Here is a 21,786-nt window from a genome sequence, read left to right as displayed (position 1 = left end):
TTCAGCGAGAGGGGGAGATTTTTTTACATCATGCCAATACCAACAAGCCCAATTATAATAATAAAAATAAAGACAAAGGCAAGAATACCTAACACAATTGAAGGGATTAAAATCGTAAAGAAAGCCATCCAATTGGAGAATTGGTGTGCCTCTGCGATTACAGCTATGGATATAATAAATGCCCAAATACTCACAACAATTGTTAGAATAATAGCTGGCCAAAAAATCCAAGGGAGTGGTCCTATGTAATCTGGATAGAATAAAGATTCTGGTGAAGTTATTAACCAAATAAGATAGAGCGGAATTAAAATAATAAATGGAATAGCTGTTAGGCTTAATCCTTTAAATAAGTCCGAATAAGTGCCAGTGCCTTTAAAAAGCTTACCAAATAGCCAGGCGATAAGGGCAGAAAAAGCTGTGCTGACTATGCCTACGATTGGGGCGGAAATAATACATATCAACACTAAGAGCCAAGGTGCCATACCACCTAAAAACTCTATATCCACTACTCCAGATAAAATAGAGCCAATATAGCCAATTGATAACACAAAAATCGCAAAGCCAATCGTTTTTTCACCAATTATATAACGAGCTGTTTGTTTTGGGTGTAGCCAAACGGATAAAAATGGATTTAGCTTTGGCCTTTCTTCTTGTGGTGTTTCATTATAGTTGTCCATTAAACTACCTCCAACCTGATAAAATCTTCTGTTTCATTACTATACGGCTTATGTAGGGAAAAGTTTCATAAAAAATTAGAAAGGACATGTCTCAAGATAACTTTTCAGACATGCCCTTATTTATTGCTTATTCAGCTAGCATAATTTTTTCAAGCTCTAATGGCTCAATATATTGTTCACCTTTGTAAGCGCGCATATTGCCACCAGAAATTTCATCTATTAGTAGAATTTCATTTGTTTGAGCATCACGACCGAACTCTAGTTTAATATCATACAGTGTTAGGCCTTTTTTTGCAAGCTCTGCTGCCACAAACTTTGAAATTTCAATTGTACGTTGTTTTAAAATGGCATATTCCTCGTGCGTTAGTAAGTTTAGCATCGCCAGTGCATCGTCAGAAATCGGAGGGTCTAGGCGGTCGTCATCTTTAATGGTTACTTCTACAAAGGCATCTAGTTCTTGCCCTTCCTTAACATAGGCACCATAGCGGCGTAGGAATGAACCGACTGCTCGAAAGCGGCAAATAACCTCTAAGCCATTACCAAAAACAGTTGCAGGTTTAACTGTCATCGTTGCGTCTTCAAAATTAGCGTCTACATAGTGCGTAGGAACACCTTGTTCGTTTAATTTAGCATAGAAATAAGAAGTTAAGCGCAAGCCAGCTAGGCCAGCCCCATCAATTGTTAAACCAACCGTATTCGCACCTGGATCAAATACACCGTTTTCTCCTGTAACATCATCTTTAAATTTTAATAAATAATGACCATCTTCTAACTTAAATACATTTTTCGTTTTTCCTGTATACAATAATTCCACAACAAGCCCTCCAATATTTCATAATATACTAAAATTATAACACGAATATTTTAAATATTTAATACGAAAAATGTTCGTTTAAATAGTTTTTTTCTATTATTTTTGATGTGATTGCTAGAAAAAAACAAGATAATAACGAATGATCGTCATCATCTTGTTTATTTGGAAATCATCTACAATGTGATTAATAAACGCCTTCTGTTAACATACCATCTGCTACTTTCACAAAGCCAGCAATGTTTGCACCAACAACAAGGTTACCTGGGAAGCCATATTTTTCAGCTGCTGCTTTGCTATCTGCATAAATATCTTTCATAATTTGATGAAGTTTCGCATCTACTTCTTCAAATGACCAAAATACGCGGCTTGAATCTTGTGCCATTTCAAGTGCAGATACAGCTACACCGCCAGCATTTGCAGCTTTGGCAGGACCAAATAATACGCCAGCCTCTAAGAACTCATTGATCGCTTCAAGATCTGATGGCATATTAGCACCTTCACCGATTGCTTTCACACCATTTGAAATTAATGTACGAGCTGACGCACCATTAATTTCATTTTGCGTCGCACAAGGTAGGGCAATATCACAAGGAATTGTCCAAATCCCTGTACAACCTTCTGTGAAAGTGGCATTTGGTCGGTAATTAACGTAAGTTGAAATACGGTCACCTTTTACTTCTTTGATTTCTTTAATAGCATCTAAATCTAAACCTTCTGGGTCATAGACATAGCCTGAGGAGTCAGAGCAAGCTACCACTTTTGCGCCATATTGCTGAGCTTTCTCAATCGCATAGATGGAAACATTACCAGAGCCTGAAACAACAACTGTTTTTCCTTCAAATGAATCATTTGTATCCTTTAACATTTCATTAACAAAATAAACAGTACCATAGCCAGTTGCTTCTTTACGTGCTAAAGAGCCACCATAACCAGGTGTTTTACCTGTTAATACACCTGTTTCACTAGCTTTTGTTAAACGCTTGTATTGGCCCCATAAATAGCCAACTTCGCGACCACCTACACCAATATCACCAGCAGGAACATCGACATCTGGCCCAATATGACGGTATAATTCAGTCATAAATGCTTGACAGAAGCGCATAATTTCTGCGTTTGATTTACCTTTTGGATCAAAGTTAGAGCCACCTTTACCGCCACCAATTGGCTGCCCTGTTAAAGCGTTTTTAAAGATTTGCTCAAAGCCTAGGAATTTAATGATTGATTCATTTACAGAAGGGTGGAAGCGAAGACCGCCTTTATAAGGCCCCATTACATTGCTATATTGAACACGATAACCACGATTCACTTGAACTTGGTTGTTATCATCTTGCCAAGCTACACGGAAGGAAATAATGCGGTCTGGCTCAACGATACGAGATAAAATATTTGCTTCAATATATTCAGGATGCTGTGCAAAGACAGGCACTAATGAAATAAAAACTTCTTCAGCTGCTTGTAAAAATTCTGCTTGATGACTGTTTTGCTGTTTTAATTGTTCAAATACACCATCTACGTACTCTTTTGCTACTTGTTCATTGTTTACCGTTGTGATTGTCATACTGAAAACCCCCATTTGATTTGATAGGTGTATCGTATATTTATTTTTCGAACTATTCAATAAAATATTTTTTGACTTTGTGAAAAATTGAGCAAGAGGATTTGTATAAAAATTATTTCAAAATAATTTATAGGTGATTGATTGATCTAATTATGAGAAAGGAATGATGCTTTATTGTAAAGGTTCTAATAGACGCTGATGCCTGTCCAGTAGTGGATTTGGCGCTATCTGTATCATCTGAGTTTGAGATTGAAACTATCTTGTTTTGCGATACATCCCACCGTATTGAACGTGATAATGTAATAACAATTATTGTACCCAAAGGTCCTGATTCAGTTGATTTTACGCTAGTGAATGCGCTTTCAAAACATGATATAGTCATTACACAAGATTATGGTTTAGCTGCCATGGTATTAGCGAGAGGTGGCTACCCAATTGACCAAAATGGACGAGAAATGTCCAATGATAATATCGAACGTTTGCTCGAAATGCGCCATGTTGGGCAAAAAATTAGACGTGCAGGAGGACGTACAAAGGGACCGAAAAAAAGGACACAAGAAAACAATATTTCGTTTGAAATGAAATTTCGACAAATTTGTGAACGAGCAATTTTAGCATCTAAAATGGAGGAAGCAACGGATGAATAGCAACGATCAGCATGAACTATTTCAGCAATTTCCACAGTTAAAAGAAGTAGCCAACCAACACACTGTATTGTGGGAAAATACAAATTGGCTAGCAAAACCAACCACATCTCTGTTTTCACTACAAGAAGTAGAAGAGGCACAAGAAACATTGCTGCGCTTTTCTTCTTATCTAAAAGTAACTTTTCCTGAACTTATGAAAAGCGATGGTTTGATTGAATCATCGATTAAGAGTATACCTGCAATGAAGCAAGCACTTGAAGAGGTGTTTGGAGTGACGATACCAGGTCAGCTATTGGTAAAATGCGACCATGCTTTGCCGATTTCTGGCTCGATCAAGGCGCGTGGGGGAGTTTATGAGGTATTAAAGCATGCAGAAAGGCTAGCATTAGCAAGTGGCAAACTAAAAGAAGAGGATAATTATGCCGTCCTAGCAACAGAGGAATGGCAGACGTTCTTCCAGCAGTATACGATTGCGGTTGGCTCTACAGGCAACTTAGGCTTAAGTATCGGCATTATGGGCAAGAAGCTTGGCTTTAATGTCGTTGTACATATGTCGAGTGATGCAAAGGAATGGAAAAAGGCTATGCTGCGTGAAAAGGGAGCGACAGTTATTGAATATCAGGCGGATTACAGTGTTGCCGTAGAACAGGGGCGACAGGAAGCTGTGCAAGATCCGATGTGCCATTTTATTGATGATGAAAATTCCAAGGACCTGTTTGCAGGCTATGCTGTTGCAGCCAAACGTTTGAAAGATCAATTAGAAGAGGCGGATATAGCTGTAGATAAGGCCCATCCCTTGTTCGTTTATTTACCGTGCGGGGTAGGGGGAGGTCCAGGAGGTGTTGCCTATGGGTTACGTGAATTATTTGGTGAGCATGTGCATATTTTCTTTGCAGAGCCAGTTGCCTCCCCTTGTATGACCATTGGCTTAATGACAGGTTTACATGATGCCATTAGTGTCGAGGATATTGGTCTTAACAATAAAACGGAAGCGGATGGCCTTGCTGTTGGGCGCGCATCGAAATTTGTAGGGAAGGTGATGGAACATTATATTAGCGGATGCTATACGGTGACAGATCAGGAGCTGTTTACTTCACTGAGCTTGGCGATGGAACGGGAGGGGTTATTTTTAGAGCCCTCCGCACATGCAGGAATGTTTGGCGCTAGTCGTTTATGGCAAAAGGGGCAATCCTATTTGGAGAAGCATAGCTTGGTAAATCACATGGACCAAGCAACACATCTTGTCTGGGCAACCGGCGGCAGTATGGTTCCCTCAGCAATGCGTACAGCGTATTTAGCCAAGCGTTAGGAGAGATTCGCTCAATCCGAGTATGTGAGTGATCAAAAGTGGAGAGATTCGCTCAATCTGAGTATGTGGGTGATCAAAAGTGGAGAGATTCGCTCAATCCGAGTATGTGAGTGATCAAAAGTGGAGAGATTCGCTCAATCTGAGTGTGTGAGTGATCAAAAGTGGAGAGATTCGCTCAATCCGAGTGTGTGAGTGATCAAAAGTAGAGAGATTCGCTCAATCTGAGTATGTGGGTGATCAAAACTAGGACTAATGCGTTCAATAAATAGGAGGAGCCACTTGCTATAATGGCTCCTCCTATATTTCTTATGCTTTTTGTTGTGCGGCTAAAAATACTTGTTGTGCGGCAACGACGCCTGCTCCTGGTTCAAAATCGTAGGAGAAATCTTTTAGCGCAGCTTCCATTAACGATACGGCTTGTAAAATATCACTTGGGAAGCAATAGCCCATATGACCGAATCTGAAAATTTGCCCTTGTAGATGACCAAGTCCCCCCGCAAAATCTACATGATAGTGCTGCTTAAGACGTGTTAAAAATTCGCCAAGGTCAATGCCTTGAGGTGTTTTAATGGCTGTAATAGTTGGAGAAGCATATTGATCCTCTGTTAAGGGTTCAATATTTAATGCCTTCATTGCACTACGCACCATATCTTTCATTAAAGCATGACGAGCAACCGTTTGGGCAAAGCCGCCCTCCTGCTCAATTAGCTTGCAAACCTCATGCAGTCCGTAAATCAACGTAATCGCAGGGGTATTTGGCGTCATACCCTTTTCTGCCCAGCTACGATAGCTTAATAAATTCAAATAATAGGATGGTGTTTGATTTTCTTCAATTACTTTCCATGCTCTTTCACTGACACTAACAAGCGAAAGCCCTGGAGGTAGCATCATTGCTTTTTGAGAACCTGTTACTAAAATATCAATGCCCCAAGCATCCATTTCAGCGGGTGCTCCACCAATACAGCTCACACCATCGACAATAACAAGAGCATCTGTTTCCTGACGAATCACTTGCGCTAATTCTGCAACTGGATTCAAAATGCCTGTAGATGTTTCATTGTATGTAACAAAAACAGCTTTAATATTATTTAAGGGCTGTAAAAATTCCCGTAGCTCCTCAGCCGTGCAAGCTTGGCCCCATTCTTTTGCCAGCTTATGTACATGGAAGCCATACTGCTCACAAATTGATACAAAATAGTCACCAAATGCGCCAACTGTAATGACAACAACTTCCTCACCCGCAGCTACTGTATTGACCGCCGCAGCCTCTAATGCAGCTGTTCCCCCTGACGGCAATAAGAGTATTTCTTGTGTTGTGCCAAAAATCGGCTTTACGAGTTCCGTTGTTTCACGGTATAATTCCACAAATTCTTGACTTCGATGACTAAAAATATCTTGATTCATTGCCAGCTGAACCTTTTTTGGAATAGGCGTTGGCCCTGGATGTCTTAAAATATTTTCATACACAATCATCATTCCCCTTTGCTTAATAGAAATTCTAAATTTTCTAACTAAATAATAACATATTTCTTGACCATGCTAACCGCTTTTTTGAAAAATGATGGAAAGCCTATTAATAATAATAGTAAAATCTGTTGAAAAGGGGAGATTGTGTGCAAACAAAAATGCGTTATCTATTTATTTATTTTTTACATTTTAAGCAAGATATTAGAGAAAAGGGTGGAGGGCAGGAGTATAGGCTTCCGCAGCATGAGTAGCTTGCAACAGCCCGTTGGAAGGACAATCTTTATGGAGCCCACAAGATCAATTAAATCAGCTTGTCGATTATATAGCAGAAGAAATGTCTAAATCGATGTGATATTACTTTTAAAATAACCGCAAAAACAAACCCCTCTTTCGTTTTAGAGCAGAGAAAGGGGTTCATTTGAATTAATTATGCAATAAATGGTCTGTTCATACGCATTAAGCCGTAAATCATAAAGAATAAACCACCTGTGAGGATTGTTAAAATAATGTAGAGGACAGCTTTACCTGTTTCTCCAGACCAGCGATAAAATAGGCGATACGTGAAATACAATGTAAAGCCAGCAGCCCCAATGGTAGCAATCCATCCAATAAACGGTATAAATGAAACGATAATTAAACCGGCATAAATAAGTATATTTCTTTTAGCTATGGCACGTACTGTTTCCTGGTCGTATCCATCGGCAGTTAACAGGAAAAGACTATAAACGTTAATAATAGGAATCCAAGCGATATAGGCCACATCTGCAAAACCATTTGCTTTTGATGCCATAAAATAAATAAGTGCAGTAATCACATAAGCGATTAATCCTATTACAAGGCTGATGAGAAGAATGACAAGAAATAAACCACCAAAGAATGCATCATAATCATTGTAATAATAAGAATCATAGTTCATTCACAAAACCTCCCTTCGAAAGTAAGTTCCTCTTAATCATAACAAGCTAAAACTATTAAAGCTATTATAATTTATCAGTGATATTTATTGAAAATCACACATTTGTACTAGAATAATTTCTAATTTTAAGTCTATCATGATGAATTTTTGCGTAGTTGATACAAAAAATGCAAAAAATATCCTTAGAAAATTTATGAAGCTAGTTTTAGGGAATCATTTTTACTTCGCCACTTACTGTAAAGCACTACTAGCATATGTCCGAATTACCTGAACATTCCCTTTTTCCTGAAAAAAGCCACCTCATTGAAAAGGTGGCTTGACGGATAGTTAGATAAATTTAGCGATATTGTTTAGCTCAATACGTGAAGAATTATAGGCTGGTGCTGCCGCTTTTCCAATCGCAATTAAAATGACTGGCACTATATGATCAGCTAGATCGAAATGTTTCGCAAAGGCTTCTTTTGAAAAGCCTCCCATTGGCACTGTATCATAGCCCATTTCTTTAGCCAACAGCATAATTTGCATAGAAATTAAGCCTGCATCAAATGTCACGATATTTGTTAAAGTTTCTTGTGGTAGCTGTGCATAGAGCTTATAGGAATTGTTAATCATAAAATCTTTTGTTGTTTCATTAATATAGCCAAGCTCGAAATTTTTTGTATAAACAGCTTCCGCATTTTCGTACATCTTTGTATCACCTAGAACGGCAATAATAGCAGAGGCTGTTTCCACTTGCTCTTGATTATTGGCGATAGTGCGTAGCTCTTTTTTGACAGCATCGTCTTGAATGACAAGGAAACGCCATGGCTGTAAGTTGCTAGATGAGGGAGCGGACGTTGCTTCTACAAGTAATTCTTCTAATTGTTCTTGCGGAATTTTAAAACTTGCATCATATTTACGAACAGATTTACGTTCATGCATCACTTTATGTAACTGGCTTTTTGTAATAGGCATTATTATGATCTCCTTTATTGTAAAATGTGTTTTTACTATACGATAAATAAAGTTATTTTCCAAGTGAATTGCTTGGGATAGAATTCGAGCGTGCGTTCGGAATATATGTTCTCTTTTGTGTGAAAGTATGGTACAGTAAATAGGAGAAAAAGATTAGGAAAGAAGGAGTGGATGTAGCTTATGGAAGGAAATACCCATATTGTTGGAGGCATTACAGCAGCACTTGCCTTTGCGCACTATTCAAATGACAATCCACTTATTTTAGTAGGGGCGGGTGCGATTGGTGCATTACTACCAGATATATGTCATAAAGGTAGTAAAATTGGTCGTACATTCCCGATGCTATCGAAGTTTGTCAATACATTATTTGGACATCGCTCTTTTACACATAGCTTACTATTTTTATTGTTAATGATGCTGGTATTACATACATTTATCCCCTATAGAGCGATTTCAGTTGGGATCATCATAGGAATGGCGAGTCATATTTTACTGGATATGTGCACAAAGAAAGGGGTTAAATTATTTTTCCCTGCCTCCATAGCTGTGCGCTTTCCATTGACTACAAAAACAGGCAGTAAGGTGGAAAATGTTGTACTTATGCTGCTTGTGATATGCTCGCTTTACTTTAGCTATCAATTAATAGTGGAATTTATAGCCTCTGCATAAAGAAAAGCCCTAGTTGTCATGGACTAGGGCTTGATTGATTAATCGGCTTGTATTTCTTCGACGGTTTGTTCAACCTCTGCGCGTGTCATTTTCTCTCGACCTTCCTGCATCGCTTTTAATGTTTTATGGGCTAATGCCAGTGGCAAACGACTGAATAGCAGAATAGTACGTTTATCGATGCTAGCTATATAAAGGTCTGCTTTAGCAAGATTTTCTTCTGCGTAAGCAAATAAATCCTCGCGTGTCCATCCATCAGGAACAAAGCTCACACCACGCTCCTCCAGATCCTCATGCTGATTGCGTAAAATATTGACAGCTTGCAACCCACGTCCGTAGCCAATTGCTAATTCACGATCAGTTTGCATATCTGCTCCCCATGCCCAAAGCTCTGATAACATTGTTCCGACAAGCCCTGCCACATAGTATGTATAATCGTCTAAATCTTCACGTGTACGTACTTGCCAATTTGCCTTTGCCCATTTTGCCATCCCAAAAGCCATTTCACTTGTAGAAGCTTGCACAATATGTCGTGATGCCTCAGGACAAAACGTTAGCCAATCAGCTAAGCGGAGTGATACTTCTGGTAATTGGTCTGCATAAGGTGCGAGTAACGCTTGATAGGCTTCTTCATTAAATGCATCTTTTAATAACTCACTCGTTGCTGATAGTAAATCAAATTTTACATCATTGGATAGTTTATCATGGTCTTCAATTTCATCAATCGCACGCATTGCTAAATAGGCGGCTGCTACTGATAGCTTTAAATCATTTTTTAAAAAAGTAATCGGTATATAAAAAGTACGGCTTGTATCCTTTAATACTTGCATTGCTTCTTTATAAAGTCTTTTTTGATCTTTCACTTATTATTCCTCCGTTCGAATGGTTCCACCTCTATAGTATATCGTATCCTAAATAGAAAGAAAGATAAAACAGATTGTTCGCAAATACAAAGATATTCTTTGAAAACGTTTACGACTAATGATATAGTTTAATTATAAACTATTTAAGACTATATGATTCAAAAGAAAGGAAGTTTAGAGAAATGGGACGGTTAGAACATAAAATCGCCATGATTACAGGGGGCGCATCTGGTATGGGTGCGGCGATGGCAAAGCTGTTTGCACAGGAAGGAGCAACGGTGATCGCAGCGGATATTAACGAGGAAAATCTAGCTAAAATTGCGGAGCTAGACAATGTAGAAGGAATGAAGCTAGATGTTTCTTCTGATGAAAATTGGGCGAGGGTAATGGAGGCGATTATTGATAAATATGGACGATTGGATATTTTAATTAATAATGCTGGCATTTCCTCTGAAAAAGGTCCAGATCAAATTTCACAGGCTGATTGGACAGTGATGCATAATATCAATGCATTCGGCCCATTCCTTGGTATTAAACATGCTTCTCAGTATATGAAGGAAGCGGGGAAAGGGTCGATAGTCAATACATCATCTTACACGGCAATTATTGGCGCAGGCTTTAATGCCTACACAGCATCAAAAGGATCCTTACGTGCGATGGCACGCGCAGCGGCAGCAGAGCTTGGCGCTTACAATATCCGTGTGAATACAGTATTCCCAGGGGTCATTGAAACACCTATGACAGCTAATTTATCGGAAGCAAAAGAAGCGATGGATATGTTAGTAAGAGCAACACCAATGGGGCGTCTTGGACAACCTGAAGAGGTGGCGAATGCTATTTTATTTTTAGCATCAGATGAAGCATCTTATATCACTGGTGGCGAGCTTGTTATTGATGGTGGTTATTCCGCACGTTAATGCAAAATAGTGGAAGGAAAGTGGAAATACCTAATGAAACAGGGTATTTTCACTTTTTTTGTTTTTTTAGTAAAATGATGATAAAGTTTTAGAAATTCAGCAAGAAATAGCTTTAAGATAGAAAAATTTTGATATTTTTCGTGATTTTTTCATGAAAATTTATGAAGTTATTGCACAATTATTTCAACAGCGTTAAAGTTTAGAAAGGGCGAAAGCGATTTGAAAGGTTGTATGGGGCGTTAAGCCTTTCTAGCACAAAGAGGGGAGTCAGGATTTTTGGATTTGCTTAAAAGCACCTCTGGCAAACTCTTGGCACCAAAGGGGCTTAAGCTTTAGCCAGCTTACATAATCATCATCTAATAAGCACGATGATATATGCAATAAAATCAAAGGAGAATGGTATGCCAAAGGCTATAGGGATTGATGCAGGTGGCACATTGACAAAGGTAGCTTATTTAGACAAAAGCAATGAACTAGTTTTAGTAACCTTTCCGTCGAATGATTTGCAAACTGTGAAAAAATGGATTATAGAGCATCCAGATATCGAGGATATTGGTGTGACGGGGGGACGTACTGAACAATTACTGGATGTCATTAAAACAATGAAATCGATTCATTATATCGTTGAATTTGAAGCAACCTTAAAGGGTGTCCGATTTTTGCTAAATAAAGAAGGATACTTTTTTGAACGTAGTATTATTACTAATATTGGTACAGGTACTTCCATTCATTATATGGAAGGTAATGCCCATATCCGTGTTGGTGGGACAGGCGTTGGTGGTGGGACATTAATCGGATTGTCAGCGCTTACAACAGGTATTACAGACTATAATAATATACGAGAAATGGCTGCGGGCGGCAATCGAGAAGGTGTTGATTTATTAGTCAAGGATATTTATCAAGGCATGGATACACCGATTGATGGCCATTTAACAGCTAGTAATTTTGGTAAGGTAGGTATTACCAAATCAACAAATCATCAAGCTGAGGATATTATCGCAACTGTGCAAGGGCTTGTAGGTGAGGTTATTACAACACTCAGTATTCAATATGCAGAGGAAAAAAATACACAGCATATTGTTTATATTGGTTCAACCTTAAGCAATAATGAGCATCTCACGTGCGTCATTGCTAATTATACACGCACGAAAAAGCATACACCTGTCTTTATTAATGACCATGGCTTTTCAGGAGCTGTTGGCGCATTACTAAATATTACAGAATATACACCTGTCTAGGGGCAAATATAAATGTACATGGCTAAAGTGAATTAGTCATGTACATTTTTTATTCGAAAGTGTAGCCTTAAGTACAGGTTGTAAGACCTTAATTAATTGAAAATTCACTTTATTGGTGTTGAAAAAATTACCTACATATAAACGCCTCTATCTGAACACATTACAGGTAGGAGGTGAATGGACGTGGGCAAACGAAATAATCGCAACAACAATAAGACGATGAATGTTAGAACGCATAATCCTTTTGGTACCTACAAAAGCAAAGACCTCGATCGCAGTAACAGCAATAATAATAATCCAAATGACAACTTAAACGAGGAGTTTGGCGCTGAATTTGATGCAAAGGCAAAAAATAAAAACAATAAAACCAATCATGATAAAAACCAGCAGTCCAATAAAACAAAATAAGGAGGGGCTTTGCAATGGCAAAAAAGAGTAAAACAAGCTTTAAAAAGAAGAAGCAAGAAAAAAATAATACCAAAAACAATCGTGAGGAATATTCCGCAGAGTTTAATCAAGTGATTCACAATAATCCCCAACAACCAAAATCATAAAAAAAGCTCCATAAGTAGGGTTAGTATACTTTTGGAGCTGTTATTTTATACAACAGGGAGGAAATTCAAATGAAAAAATTTTATTTGATGCTAGCCCTTCTTTTCGTTGGCTATATGGTCCCTGTACATATAGCCAATGCCGGGCAAGAAACACCAGCCTACGCTAAGTGGGGGCAGCTAGCGGTCAAAGAGGTGCAGGCGAAATATCCCACGGCAAAAATTATTGATTATTTGCATGAGGGCAAGGAAGTGCGAGGCGCGTCAACTATTGAAAAATTTAAGCTTTGGCTGAAACAATCTGATAAGGAATTTGGCGTATATGTTCGTATCAGCTATATAACTGCGTCACAGGAGATTGTTTGTATTGAAGTACAAGAAAGTAAAGAGGATGCCTGAAATTATGGCATCCTCCTTGATTATCCCTCTAATTTATGAATAAATTCACGCATTAAGTCTGGTAAATCAGGCCATGCATGTCCACTTACTAAATTACCATCTGTATGAAGATTAGCATCAATATAAGTGCCTCCTGCTACTTGCACCTCTGGCTTGCAGGCAATATAGGCTGTTAGCTCACGCCCCTTTAATACTTCAGGAATCGTCGCAAAAATTTGCGCTGCGTGGCAAACAGCTGCAATTGGTTTATTGGCCTCAAAGAAATGGCTAACGAGCGCTGGTACATGCTCATTTAAACGAATATACTCTGGCGCACGACCACCAGGGATAATCAATCCATCAAATTGTGCTGGATCAACCTCTGCAAATGCGACATGTGCTTCTAGCCCATAGGCAGGACGTTCGATATATGTATCGACGCCATCTACAAAATCGTGTAACACCGTTTGTAATTTCTTTGCGGACGGAGCTGCAATTGTTACATCATAGCCTGCCTCTAAACAACGATAGTACGGATAATAAATTTCTAAAGCCTCTACTGCATCTCCTGCTACGATTAAAACCTTTTTCCCCATGATTTCATCTCCCTTATATTGTGAGTCTACCTGCTAAATTCGACATGGCTAAAAAATTTCCTTCCTACTAAAGAAACCTTTACAAAGAAAAAAAGGAGGCGTATAGTATTTATTTAGCTAGTTAAATAAATAGAGGAGGCTACAAGATGAATCCAATATTCCATGCTTTATTTCAAAAAAGTCGCTATTTAACAAATTGCTTAAATGAAGTATTAAAGCAGCATCATTTATATAGCTCTCAGTGGGCGATTTTATATTGCTTACATAAAAACGGATCCATGACCTTAACACAAATTTGGAAATATTTAAACGTAGAAGCGCCAAGTATTACAAGAGCAATTACACGACTTGAAACATTGGGCTGGGTGGAACGCTTAGATGGCGAGGATAAGCGCGAAAAAATTGTCACCTTATCTGCACAGGCTGAGGAGCGTTTACCAGCGATTATGGACACCATTTTAGCATTTGAAGAAGAAATGGTTGGCTCACTCACTACGGAGGAACAACAGCAATTTATGATGTTATTGGAAAAAATGAAAGGTTGATAGTTATGCAGCAAGAGCAGACACAAATATGGACAAAGCGTTTTATAAGTCTATTTTTAACGAATATATCAGTATTTTTTGTTTTTTATGGGCTTGTGACCACTTTGCCGCTTTATGCTATTGGAGAACTTCATCAAACGGATAGGGAAGCGGGCCTATTATTATCTGGCTTTTTACTATCCGCTATTATTGTAAGGCCATTTTCAGGAAAATTATTAGATGTTTTTGGCAAGAAAAAGCTATTACTGTTATCATTAGCAGGTTATTTTATTTGTACAGTATTGTATGTAGTGATTTATCCATTTGGACTTTTACTTGGACTGCGATTTATTCAAGGGATTTTCTTTAGTATTATTACAACAGCAGCAGGGTCGTTAGCAGCAGATATTATTCCTGCTAAGCGTAAAGGGGCAGGACTTGGCTATTTCACGATGTCTACAAATCTAGCTGTCGTTATTGGTCCATTTATCGGACTATTATTAATACAATATAGTACCTTTAACATATTGTTTATCGTTATGAGTATTTGTATTCTAGCAGGAGGAATTCTAGCGTTAACGGTCAATACTGATGATTTACCGAAACCTGCACATGAAGGAAAACTAACCTTTAAATTTGATGATTTGTTTGAGCGAAAAGCGTTACCTGTTGCTGCGATTGCTAGTTTAGTAGCCTTTTCGTATGCCAGTGTTTTATCCTTTTTATCGGTCTATGCACAGCAAAAGGATTTAATGGCTGTGGCCAGTCTTTTTTATGCGGTGTTTGCTGCATCCATGTTAATTATGCGTCCGTACACAGGTAAACTTTATGATACGAAGGGACCACAATTTGTTATTATTCCCGGCATTATCTCCTTCGCCATCGGGCTCGTTATGCTCGCTTTTGTAGAGGGGCCCGTGTTATTTTTGAGTGCTGCTATTTTTGTAGGTTTCGGCTATGGTGCTGTGACGACAAGCTTGCAAGTATTAGCCGTTCAATCCACAGCCATCCAGCGAAGTGGCTATGCTACAGCAACCTATTTTACGATGTTTGACCTTGGAATCGCACTAGGTTCTTATATTTTAGGAATGGTAGCCGTGCAGGCAGGTTATGCTTCAGTCTATTTATCAGGTGCAGGCTTACTAGGCGTTGTCTTTATTATTTATCTATTACGCCTTGCAAAGATGAAACCGAAAAAAGTAGTGAATATATAGTAAAACAGTTGGGTCTGTCCCCAACTGTTTTTAATATTTTAAGCGATCATAGGATATGAAAATTCAATCATGCAGCGCAGTCGTTATTGACCAAAATATGGTATAATAAAAGAGTAACTAGATAGAGGTTTCATGGACGGTTGGCACAAATTTATCCTATCTCATTTAGCTTATTGAAGAGAAAGGAGTTGATGCCATTGACTATTTTTGAAGCAATGATGGCGGCAATAAGTCTTTCAACATTTATTGTTTCTGTACTTGCATGGTCATTTACTTTTATCACTTTGCAAATCGTCTTTGAAGCAATTCGTCTTATTTACTTATATACATCTTCAATAAAAATTATAACATAGATAAACGGTTTTTTTTAATAATGTAAAATTAATGGTCATGGGCTACAATTCATTTTTTGGGGAAATCAATTAGATCATATATAGGGGTTTTCATTATAGTATGGGAAATCCTAATGAATTCTCATACCGAAGGACTGTTATTGGATTCATGATAAAAATTGTATATTAGACGATTAAAGGGGAGCCGCTCAAGCCTGCTCTCCCTTTTTATATTCTTTTTATTTTATACCTAGACCTACCTCGAACCTTTCAGCATAACTAATTCCTAATTTCTCGATTTTGTATGCGGCACAAAGTGTGCATAAAGGAAAACACTAAGAAAATCTTAAGAATTGATGTCTGAGTTTGTTAAGATTTAATTAGTATTATATCCTTATACGAATCCTATAGGGGTGATGACATGAACCTAAAGCGGTGGAGGAGTGAATGTAGTTGAACATTTTGATTTGTGATGATGATAAAGAAATTGTTAGGGCGATTAGCATTTATTTAGAAAATGAGGGCTATCAAGTATTCAAAGCGTACAATGGGATAGAGGCAATCGATCTTATTCGAGATCACGTTATTCATCTTATTATTATGGATATTATGATGCCGAAAATGGATGGGATTACGGCGACGATGAAGATTCGGCAAGATAATATGATTCCGTTAATTATGCTTTCTGCTAAGTCGGAGGATTATGACAAAATACTTGGGTTAAATATCGGAGCAGATGATTATATGGCCAAGCCGTTTAATCCATTAGAACTTGTGGCTAGAGTGAAATCGCAGCTAAGAAGGTATACGATGTTTGGGAGTCTCGAGAGGAGTAGTGCTGTATTTCAAACGGGTGGGCTTGTGATTGATGATGAACAAAAAGTCATTACTGTTGATAAACAAGAGGTTCATTTGACACCAGTGCAATATAAAATCTTAAAGCTTCTGACAGCCAATGCTGGAAGAGTATTCACGATTGAAGAAATTTATGAAAAGGTATGGAATGTTAGGGCTATTAATCCTGAAAATACGGTTTCGGTTCATATTCGAAAGATTCGAGAAAAAATTGAAATTAATCCAAAAGAGCCGAAGTATTTAAAAGTTGTATGGGGAGTTGGGTATAAGGTTGAGAAAGTTGAGAAGTATTAGTCATGCACTTATTACGAAAGTAGTTGTGTTTCTAATTGCTGTCGCTTGTTTTACTGGTATCGCGAGAGTAATGATTAACATGGAATTTAATGAGATTCATCTTAGTAGTATAAATCAAGATACCTATTTTGAAAGCCGAGCATTCGCTGATGAAAGTTACAGCATTATTGCTCCTTTAGCGCAATTAATCGGAAAATACAAAAGTGAAGAATATATTTTAAGTGATAAGACACTAATAGAAGAGGATAATAGAAGAATCGAAGAAGAGTTATATTATGATTTCCGTAATTCTTATAGATATAATTCGAATTTGAGTGAAGAGGAAAATAAGCATAACTATCAAGAAATATATGCAAATGACATTGCTAGAATAAAAGATAAAAGTATGAATGAACAGGTAAGAAATTTTTACCGATTACGCAATACGCTAGAAGCCTATGAAGGAATTGTGTTTTATGCGAGTGACGGTGAACATGAGTTCTCCAATAGTGATCTCCATAAGAAAGAGCAATTTGAATCCTTTGATGCCTATATGTTATTTGAAAATTATCAACAAAAGCTTTATCCGAATGAAGTGAAAGAAAGTCAATACTTGGATTACTTTACACATGAAGTTGACATGTTGAACCCACAGACAGATGTTATGTATGTAGCGTTTAAAGATTCTTACTTACAACAAAAAATGTCGGAATGGGAAAAAGATAAAGCGACTGCCCAAAGCTTTCTGAATGAATTTATGGTATTTCTAGCAGGGTTTATTTTATCTTTTGTGTATTTAATCATAGTTATTGGAAGAACGTCATTTAAAGGTAAAGAAATTCATTTCCATGTCATTGACAAACTTTATAATGATCTCAATATTGTGCTAATCGGATGTTTAACAGCGATGTGGATCGCCATGATTGTGGAAGTATTCCATGATATGTACATGTTCTTCAGCGTGCCTATTTTTATCATTGCCTTACTATTGATTTTATCGCTCGTAAAGCATATTAAAAATAGATCGTTATTGCAGCATACACTCCTCTATCAACTTTTCAAAAAGCTATTTATTTTGGTGAAACATGTTTTTGACAGTGGTAGTACAGGCGTGAAAATTGTGCTGCTAGTCATTGGCTATCCATTAGTTGTGGCGGCAACATTTTTCATGTTTCCCATTACGATGGGGATAGCTGCCTGGTTGGCGCTGAGAAAGGTGAAGTCGTTTAACCGCATTAAAGAGGGTGTAGAGCAAATTAAAAATGGGGATCTTCATCATCGAATTGAAGTTGATGGAAAAGGGGAGTTTAGTCAACTTGCAGAAAATATAAATCGGATTACAGAGGGGTTGAAAAAGGCAGTGGATAGTGAAATCAAGAGTGAGCGTTTAAAAACAGAGCTTATTACGAATGTTTCGCATGATATCAGAACGCCTTTAACATCAATTATTACGTATGTTGATTTATTAAAATTAGAAAATGACCCTGAAATGATTGCTGAATATGTGGACGTGTTAGATCAAAAATCGAAAAGACTTCAGCACTTAACCGATGATTTATTTGAAGCGGCTAAAGCATCAAGTGGTAGTATACCTGTTCAGTTAGAACGGATTGATATCGTATCATTACTAACGCAAGGAATTGGAGAAATGGATGAAAAAATTGAAGCCTCGTCCTTAGATTTTAAGTTAGCCCATCCAACAGAAAAAGTGTATGTGAAGGCTGATGGTAAACTCTTGTGGCGCGCTATCGAAAATCTATTCTCGAATATTTTTAAATACGCACTGCCTACATCAAGGGTATATATTGGTGTTGAAGATGTAGGGAATGAAATACTTGTGACATTTAAAAATATTTCAGCCTACGAATTAAATATTTCAGTTGATGAGTTAATGGAACGCTTTAAACGCGGAGATGAATCAAGATCAAGTCAAGGTAGCGGATTAGGGTTGTCGATTGCTGAAAGCCTTATTCACATCCAGCACGGCAAATTCTTAGTGCAAGTAGATGGCGATTTATTTAAGGTCATGATTTATCTACCGAAATTCCCAAATGAATAATGTAATAAAGGAATAGGATACATGCGTGTCCTATTCCTTTTAACTATATAAAAAGAGAGCAAACTTAGTTAAGATTCTTTTGTAAAAACGCTTTTGTACGATCGTTTTGAGGGTTTGTAAAGAAGTTATCTGGATGATCAGATTCAATAATTTGACCACCATCCATAAAGACCACCTTATTTGCTACCTCTCGTGCAAAGCCCATTTCATGCGTAACAACAATCATCGTCATATGATCTTCTGCTAGGTTTTTCATGACCTTTAAGACCTCACCTGTAAGCTCAGGGTCAAGGGCGGAGGTTGGCTCATCAAATAATAAAATTTGTGGATTCATCATTAATGCACGGGCGATCGCTACACGCTGCTTTTGACCGCCTGATAGATTGGCAGGGTAAGCCGCCGCTTTATCAGCAAGTCCTGTTTTCTTTAATAAGTCATGGCAGCGACTCGAAATGGCTTCAACTGATTCCGTTTTTAATAGACGAGGCGCCATTTCAAGGTTTTGCTGAACTGTTAAATGAGGGAACAGGTTAAAGTGTTGAAAGACCATGCCCATTTTCGCCGTTAGGGCTTTAATGTCCTGTGACTTTGCATAGACCCCATCTTGCACAAGATAATCGCCATCCACTAAAATACTGCCACCATTGATTTCTTCCAAATGAATTAAGCTTCGTAGCATTGTGCTTTTGCCTGATCCAGAGGGACCGATAACAGCAATGACATCATTTTTCTCCACTGTAAATGTAATTTGTTTAAGAACCTCTACCTGATCAAAGGCTTTCTTTAAGTTTGTTACTTCTATCAATGCCATATGTATCACCTCTATTCAAATTTAAAGCGTTTTTCCAGCCATTTAAAGAACACTGTTAACACAAGTGTCATCAATAAATAAATAGCTCCAGCAATAAAGAATGGCGTAATCGTAAAGTCGCGATTGACGGCTGTTTGCGCAAAATGTAGTAGCTCTGGCACAGCGACCGCATAGAGAAGAGCCGTATCCTTAATTAATGTCACCGATTCATTTGATAATGCTGGCAATGCTACGCGAAACATTTGTGGCAAAATAACACGTGTTGTTGTGTGCCATTTTGATAAGCCAAGAACTTGGGCTGCCTCATACTGTCCTTTATCAATCGCAAGAAGTCCACCACGAAAAATTTCGGCAAAATAGGCAGCGTAATTTAAAATAAAGCCAAGGCAAGCGGCCACAAAGCGATCAAGCACTAAATACTCGCCGATTACTGGCAGCATCGGTAAACCGAAGCAAATTAATAATAATTGTAGTAATAGCGGTGTACCACGCATGATGTAAATGTATGTATGTGCAAGCCAAGAAAGTGGTTTAATACGACTTTTTACTGCGAGTGTGAGTAAAAAGCCGAATGGAATGGATACTAGAATTGCGATAATAAACAGTAAGACAGTCATTTTCGCGCCTTCTAGCATCGGCAATATCATAGTTTGCCAGTAATCCGCCATAACAATGTCCCTCCAAAAAGAGTAAGAGCTTCACAAAGGAAACTCTTACTAAAATCCTATCATTATTTTAATACTTTATCTTCACCAAACCATTTTGTAGAAATGTCAGCAGCCGTACCATCTTCATTCATTTTATCTAATGCGGCTTGTAGTTTTTCTAGCAATGCTTCATTGCCTGGCTTTACACCAATCCCATATTGCTCAGGTGCAAGCGATTCTTCTAATAGCTTAAATGTATCAGGCTGTTGTGTCATATAATATTCTGCTACCACAGCGTCAATAATAACAGCATCCACACGGCCTGTTTTTAAATCGGATAAAGCTAGCACATTATCCGCAAATTCTGTAATGTTTTTTACTTCTTTATGAATAGGGTTACTATTTAATGCATCTGCTGCAGAGGATAGGGATTGAAGCCCGATCTCTTTACCTGCTAAATCACTTAGCTGGGCCATCTTTGAATCTGCTTTTGTTGCCACCACTTGCGCATTTTCGAGATAAGGCTTTGTAAATAATACCTTTTCTTTACGCTCATCTGTAATTGTATAGCCATTCCAAATTAAATCAATACGTCCACTAAGCAGCTCTGCCTCTTTTGTTTTCCAATCGATTGGCTGGAACTCTACTTCTACGCCCATATGCTCTCCTGCTGCTCGTGCTAAATCAATATCAAAGCCGACAATGTCGTTTTTCTCATCACGGAAGCCCATTGGTGCAAATTTATCATCAATCCCAACAATGATTTTTTCTTTGTCAGTAGAGGATGATTGATCTTTCTCTGTTGAACTTTCTTTCGATGTACCGCATGCTGCTAACACAATCACTGCCATTAGCATCATGCATAAAGTTACTATACGTTTCATCGTTTATTTCCCCCTCAATACAATACGTTGCTTTCATCCACTAAATTACTAATGTGTTAAAAGGTTATCACCACGCTACAGGATTGTCAATATCGCCTAGGAGTAGTCAGAAAATTAAATGTATTTATCGGCGCTTTTTGAAAATAATATGACAGGGAATCATGAAAAAAGGGACTGTTTATAAAGGACAGCCTCAGTTTGTTCCTTATTTATGTTGGTTGTGAATAGCTTGGCGTGCTAAGGCATCTGCCGCCTTATTTTGTGCTTCTGGTATCCATTTAATAAAAAATAAATCAAAGCTTGCGGCAAGCGTTAAAGCTTTTTCGAGATAAGGTTTAAATTCCTCGTTTTTCACATATTCTTTTTCCATAGAGGCAACAACGATTTTGGAATCAGAGCGTACGGATACAAATGTGGAGCCTAGCTTTTGTGCCTCTTCAAGTCCACGGAGTAAAGCCGTAAATTCAGCAAGATGGTTGTTCGTCTGCCCGATATACTCACTTATTTGTAGATGGTGGCCTTCACCTTTAATAAAAAGTCCAATACCACTTGGGCCAGGGTTACCTGCACTTGCAGCATCGATATACACTTCTAACATATTATCCCTACTTTACAATTTAACTTCTCTGTTATTGT

At 38.0% G+C, this 21,786-nt stretch carries 25 protein-coding genes; 13 read left to right on the top strand and 12 right to left on the bottom strand.

Features of this window, described 5'->3' with window-relative positions; genetic code table 11:
* Positions 1-23 precede the first annotated feature (23 nt).
* The 3 genes from ADM90_RS16560 to gdhA all read right to left on the bottom strand — a co-directional run bounded on the left by ADM90_RS16560 (position 24) and on the right by gdhA (position 3,049).
* Entirely contained in the window at positions 24-677 is a 654-nt protein-coding gene (locus ADM90_RS16560) for a Yip1 family protein (protein WP_053996035.1), read from the bottom strand.
* A gap of 127 nt (positions 678-804) precedes the next feature.
* The gene (locus ADM90_RS16555) at positions 805-1,491 is read right to left on the bottom strand and encodes a phosphoribosylaminoimidazolesuccinocarboxamide synthase (protein WP_053996034.1); all 687 of its coding nucleotides are present in this window, start codon (positions 1,489-1,491) and stop codon (positions 805-807) included.
* A gap of 184 nt (positions 1,492-1,675) precedes the next feature.
* Positions 1,676-3,049, bottom strand: a complete 1,374-nt coding sequence (gene gdhA, locus ADM90_RS16550) for an NADP-specific glutamate dehydrogenase (protein WP_053996033.1) — start codon at positions 3,047-3,049, stop codon at positions 1,676-1,678.
* Between the two features lie 173 nt (positions 3,050-3,222).
* On the opposite strand from gdhA, the gene ADM90_RS16545 reads away from it, so the two are divergent.
* Positions 3,223-3,696: a YaiI/YqxD family protein gene (locus ADM90_RS16545; RefSeq protein WP_053996032.1), complete on the top strand. Its 474-nt coding sequence runs from the start codon at positions 3,223-3,225 to the stop codon at positions 3,694-3,696.
* Entirely contained in the window at positions 3,689-5,005 is a 1,317-nt protein-coding gene (locus ADM90_RS16540; protein WP_053996031.1) for a D-serine ammonia-lyase, read from the top strand. Before ADM90_RS16545 ends, ADM90_RS16540 begins: the two co-directional genes overlap by 8 nt.
* Positions 5,006-5,311: 306 nt before the next feature.
* Here the strand turns inward: ADM90_RS16540 and ADM90_RS16535 are convergent, their stop codons facing one another.
* The 3 genes from ADM90_RS16535 to ADM90_RS16525 form a co-directional block, all read right to left on the bottom strand.
* Positions 5,312-6,472: a pyridoxal-phosphate-dependent aminotransferase family protein gene (locus tag ADM90_RS16535; protein ID WP_083448632.1), complete on the bottom strand. Its 1,161-nt coding sequence runs from the start codon at positions 6,470-6,472 to the stop codon at positions 5,312-5,314.
* A 427-nt stretch (positions 6,473-6,899) separates the two neighbouring features.
* Positions 6,900-7,388 carry a hypothetical protein gene (locus tag ADM90_RS16530; protein ID WP_053996029.1) on the bottom strand — a complete coding sequence of 163 codons (489 nt, stop codon included), beginning with the start codon at positions 7,386-7,388 and terminating at the stop codon, positions 6,900-6,902.
* Between the two features lie 327 nt (positions 7,389-7,715).
* Positions 7,716-8,342 (bottom strand): nitroreductase family protein, encoded by a 627-nt coding sequence (locus ADM90_RS16525; RefSeq protein ID WP_053996028.1) that lies wholly within the window; start codon positions 8,340-8,342, stop codon positions 7,716-7,718.
* A 180-nt stretch (positions 8,343-8,522) separates the two neighbouring features.
* Here ADM90_RS16525 and ADM90_RS16520 point away from each other — a divergent pair, with 180 nt between their 5' ends.
* Positions 8,523-9,011 (top strand): metal-dependent hydrolase, encoded by a 489-nt coding sequence (locus tag ADM90_RS16520; protein ID WP_053996027.1) that lies wholly within the window; start codon positions 8,523-8,525, stop codon positions 9,009-9,011.
* A 38-nt stretch (positions 9,012-9,049) separates the two neighbouring features.
* On the opposite strand, the gene ADM90_RS16515 is transcribed toward ADM90_RS16520, so the two are convergent.
* Entirely contained in the window at positions 9,050-9,871 is an 822-nt protein-coding gene (locus ADM90_RS16515; protein ID WP_083448590.1) for a squalene/phytoene synthase family protein, read from the bottom strand.
* 182 nt (positions 9,872-10,053) lie between these two features.
* Between ADM90_RS16515 and ADM90_RS16510 the strand changes: the two genes are divergently transcribed.
* From ADM90_RS16510 to ADM90_RS16495, 5 genes are all read left to right on the top strand, one after another.
* Positions 10,054-10,788, top strand: coding sequence for an SDR family NAD(P)-dependent oxidoreductase (locus tag ADM90_RS16510; RefSeq protein ID WP_053996026.1), 735 nt, complete (start codon positions 10,054-10,056; stop codon positions 10,786-10,788).
* Between the two features lie 401 nt (positions 10,789-11,189).
* Entirely contained in the window at positions 11,190-12,026 is an 837-nt protein-coding gene (gene coaW / locus ADM90_RS16505) for a type II pantothenate kinase (protein ID WP_053996025.1), read from the top strand.
* A 183-nt stretch (positions 12,027-12,209) separates the two neighbouring features.
* Positions 12,210-12,434: a hypothetical protein gene (locus ADM90_RS16500; protein ID WP_083448589.1), complete on the top strand. Its 225-nt coding sequence runs from the start codon at positions 12,210-12,212 to the stop codon at positions 12,432-12,434.
* Positions 12,435-12,448: 14 nt separating this feature from the next.
* Positions 12,449-12,580: a hypothetical protein gene (locus ADM90_RS25385; protein ID WP_268766641.1), complete on the top strand. Its 132-nt coding sequence runs from the start codon at positions 12,449-12,451 to the stop codon at positions 12,578-12,580.
* Between the two features lie 69 nt (positions 12,581-12,649).
* Positions 12,650-12,976 (top strand): DUF3889 domain-containing protein, encoded by a 327-nt coding sequence (locus ADM90_RS16495; RefSeq protein ID WP_053996023.1) that lies wholly within the window; start codon positions 12,650-12,652, stop codon positions 12,974-12,976.
* 20 nt (positions 12,977-12,996) lie between these two features.
* Here the strand turns inward: ADM90_RS16495 and ADM90_RS16490 are convergent, their stop codons facing one another.
* A complete protein-coding gene (locus tag ADM90_RS16490) occupies positions 12,997-13,551 on the bottom strand; it encodes a DJ-1/PfpI family protein (RefSeq protein WP_053996022.1) in 555 nt (184 codons plus the stop codon).
* A 146-nt stretch (positions 13,552-13,697) separates the two neighbouring features.
* Here ADM90_RS16490 and ADM90_RS16485 point away from each other — a divergent pair, with 146 nt between their 5' ends.
* The 5 genes from ADM90_RS16485 to ADM90_RS16470 all read left to right on the top strand — a co-directional run bounded on the left by ADM90_RS16485 (position 13,698) and on the right by ADM90_RS16470 (position 18,808).
* Positions 13,698-14,096 (top strand): MarR family winged helix-turn-helix transcriptional regulator, encoded by a 399-nt coding sequence (locus ADM90_RS16485; RefSeq protein ID WP_053996021.1) that lies wholly within the window; start codon positions 13,698-13,700, stop codon positions 14,094-14,096.
* A 5-nt stretch (positions 14,097-14,101) separates the two neighbouring features.
* Positions 14,102-15,289, top strand: coding sequence for an MFS transporter (locus ADM90_RS16480; RefSeq protein ID WP_053996020.1), 1,188 nt, complete (start codon positions 14,102-14,104; stop codon positions 15,287-15,289).
* A gap of 191 nt (positions 15,290-15,480) precedes the next feature.
* Positions 15,481-15,642 carry a hypothetical protein gene (locus tag ADM90_RS24580; protein ID WP_161804086.1) on the top strand — a complete coding sequence of 54 codons (162 nt, stop codon included), beginning with the start codon at positions 15,481-15,483 and terminating at the stop codon, positions 15,640-15,642.
* Positions 15,643-16,074: 432 nt separating this feature from the next.
* On the top strand, positions 16,075-16,770 hold the full coding sequence (locus tag ADM90_RS16475) for a response regulator transcription factor (RefSeq protein WP_053996019.1): 696 nt from the start codon (positions 16,075-16,077) through the stop codon (positions 16,768-16,770).
* On the top strand, positions 16,748-18,808 hold the full coding sequence (locus tag ADM90_RS16470; protein ID WP_053996018.1) for a HAMP domain-containing sensor histidine kinase: 2,061 nt from the start codon (positions 16,748-16,750) through the stop codon (positions 18,806-18,808). The genes ADM90_RS16475 and ADM90_RS16470 overlap by 23 nt, the downstream gene beginning before the upstream one ends.
* A gap of 64 nt (positions 18,809-18,872) precedes the next feature.
* On the opposite strand, the gene ADM90_RS16465 is transcribed toward ADM90_RS16470, so the two are convergent.
* The 4 genes from ADM90_RS16465 to ADM90_RS16450 all read right to left on the bottom strand — a co-directional run bounded on the left by ADM90_RS16465 (position 18,873) and on the right by ADM90_RS16450 (position 21,748).
* Positions 18,873-19,619 (bottom strand): amino acid ABC transporter ATP-binding protein, encoded by a 747-nt coding sequence (locus ADM90_RS16465; RefSeq protein ID WP_053996017.1) that lies wholly within the window; start codon positions 19,617-19,619, stop codon positions 18,873-18,875.
* 11 nt (positions 19,620-19,630) lie between these two features.
* On the bottom strand, positions 19,631-20,287 hold the full coding sequence (locus ADM90_RS16460; protein ID WP_053996016.1) for an amino acid ABC transporter permease: 657 nt from the start codon (positions 20,285-20,287) through the stop codon (positions 19,631-19,633).
* Between the two features lie 62 nt (positions 20,288-20,349).
* The gene (locus ADM90_RS16455; protein WP_053996015.1) at positions 20,350-21,150 is read right to left on the bottom strand and encodes an amino acid ABC transporter substrate-binding protein; all 801 of its coding nucleotides are present in this window, start codon (positions 21,148-21,150) and stop codon (positions 20,350-20,352) included.
* A gap of 205 nt (positions 21,151-21,355) precedes the next feature.
* Positions 21,356-21,748 (bottom strand): ribonuclease HI family protein, encoded by a 393-nt coding sequence (locus tag ADM90_RS16450; protein ID WP_053996014.1) that lies wholly within the window; start codon positions 21,746-21,748, stop codon positions 21,356-21,358.
* Positions 21,749-21,786 lie beyond the last annotated feature (38 nt).

It is taken from the genome of Lysinibacillus macroides (genome assembly GCF_001281525.1).
GTDB classification, from domain to species: domain Bacteria; phylum Bacillota; class Bacilli; order Bacillales_A; family Planococcaceae; genus Lysinibacillus; species Lysinibacillus macroides.
This window is presented reverse-complemented; position numbering and strand designations above follow the sequence as displayed.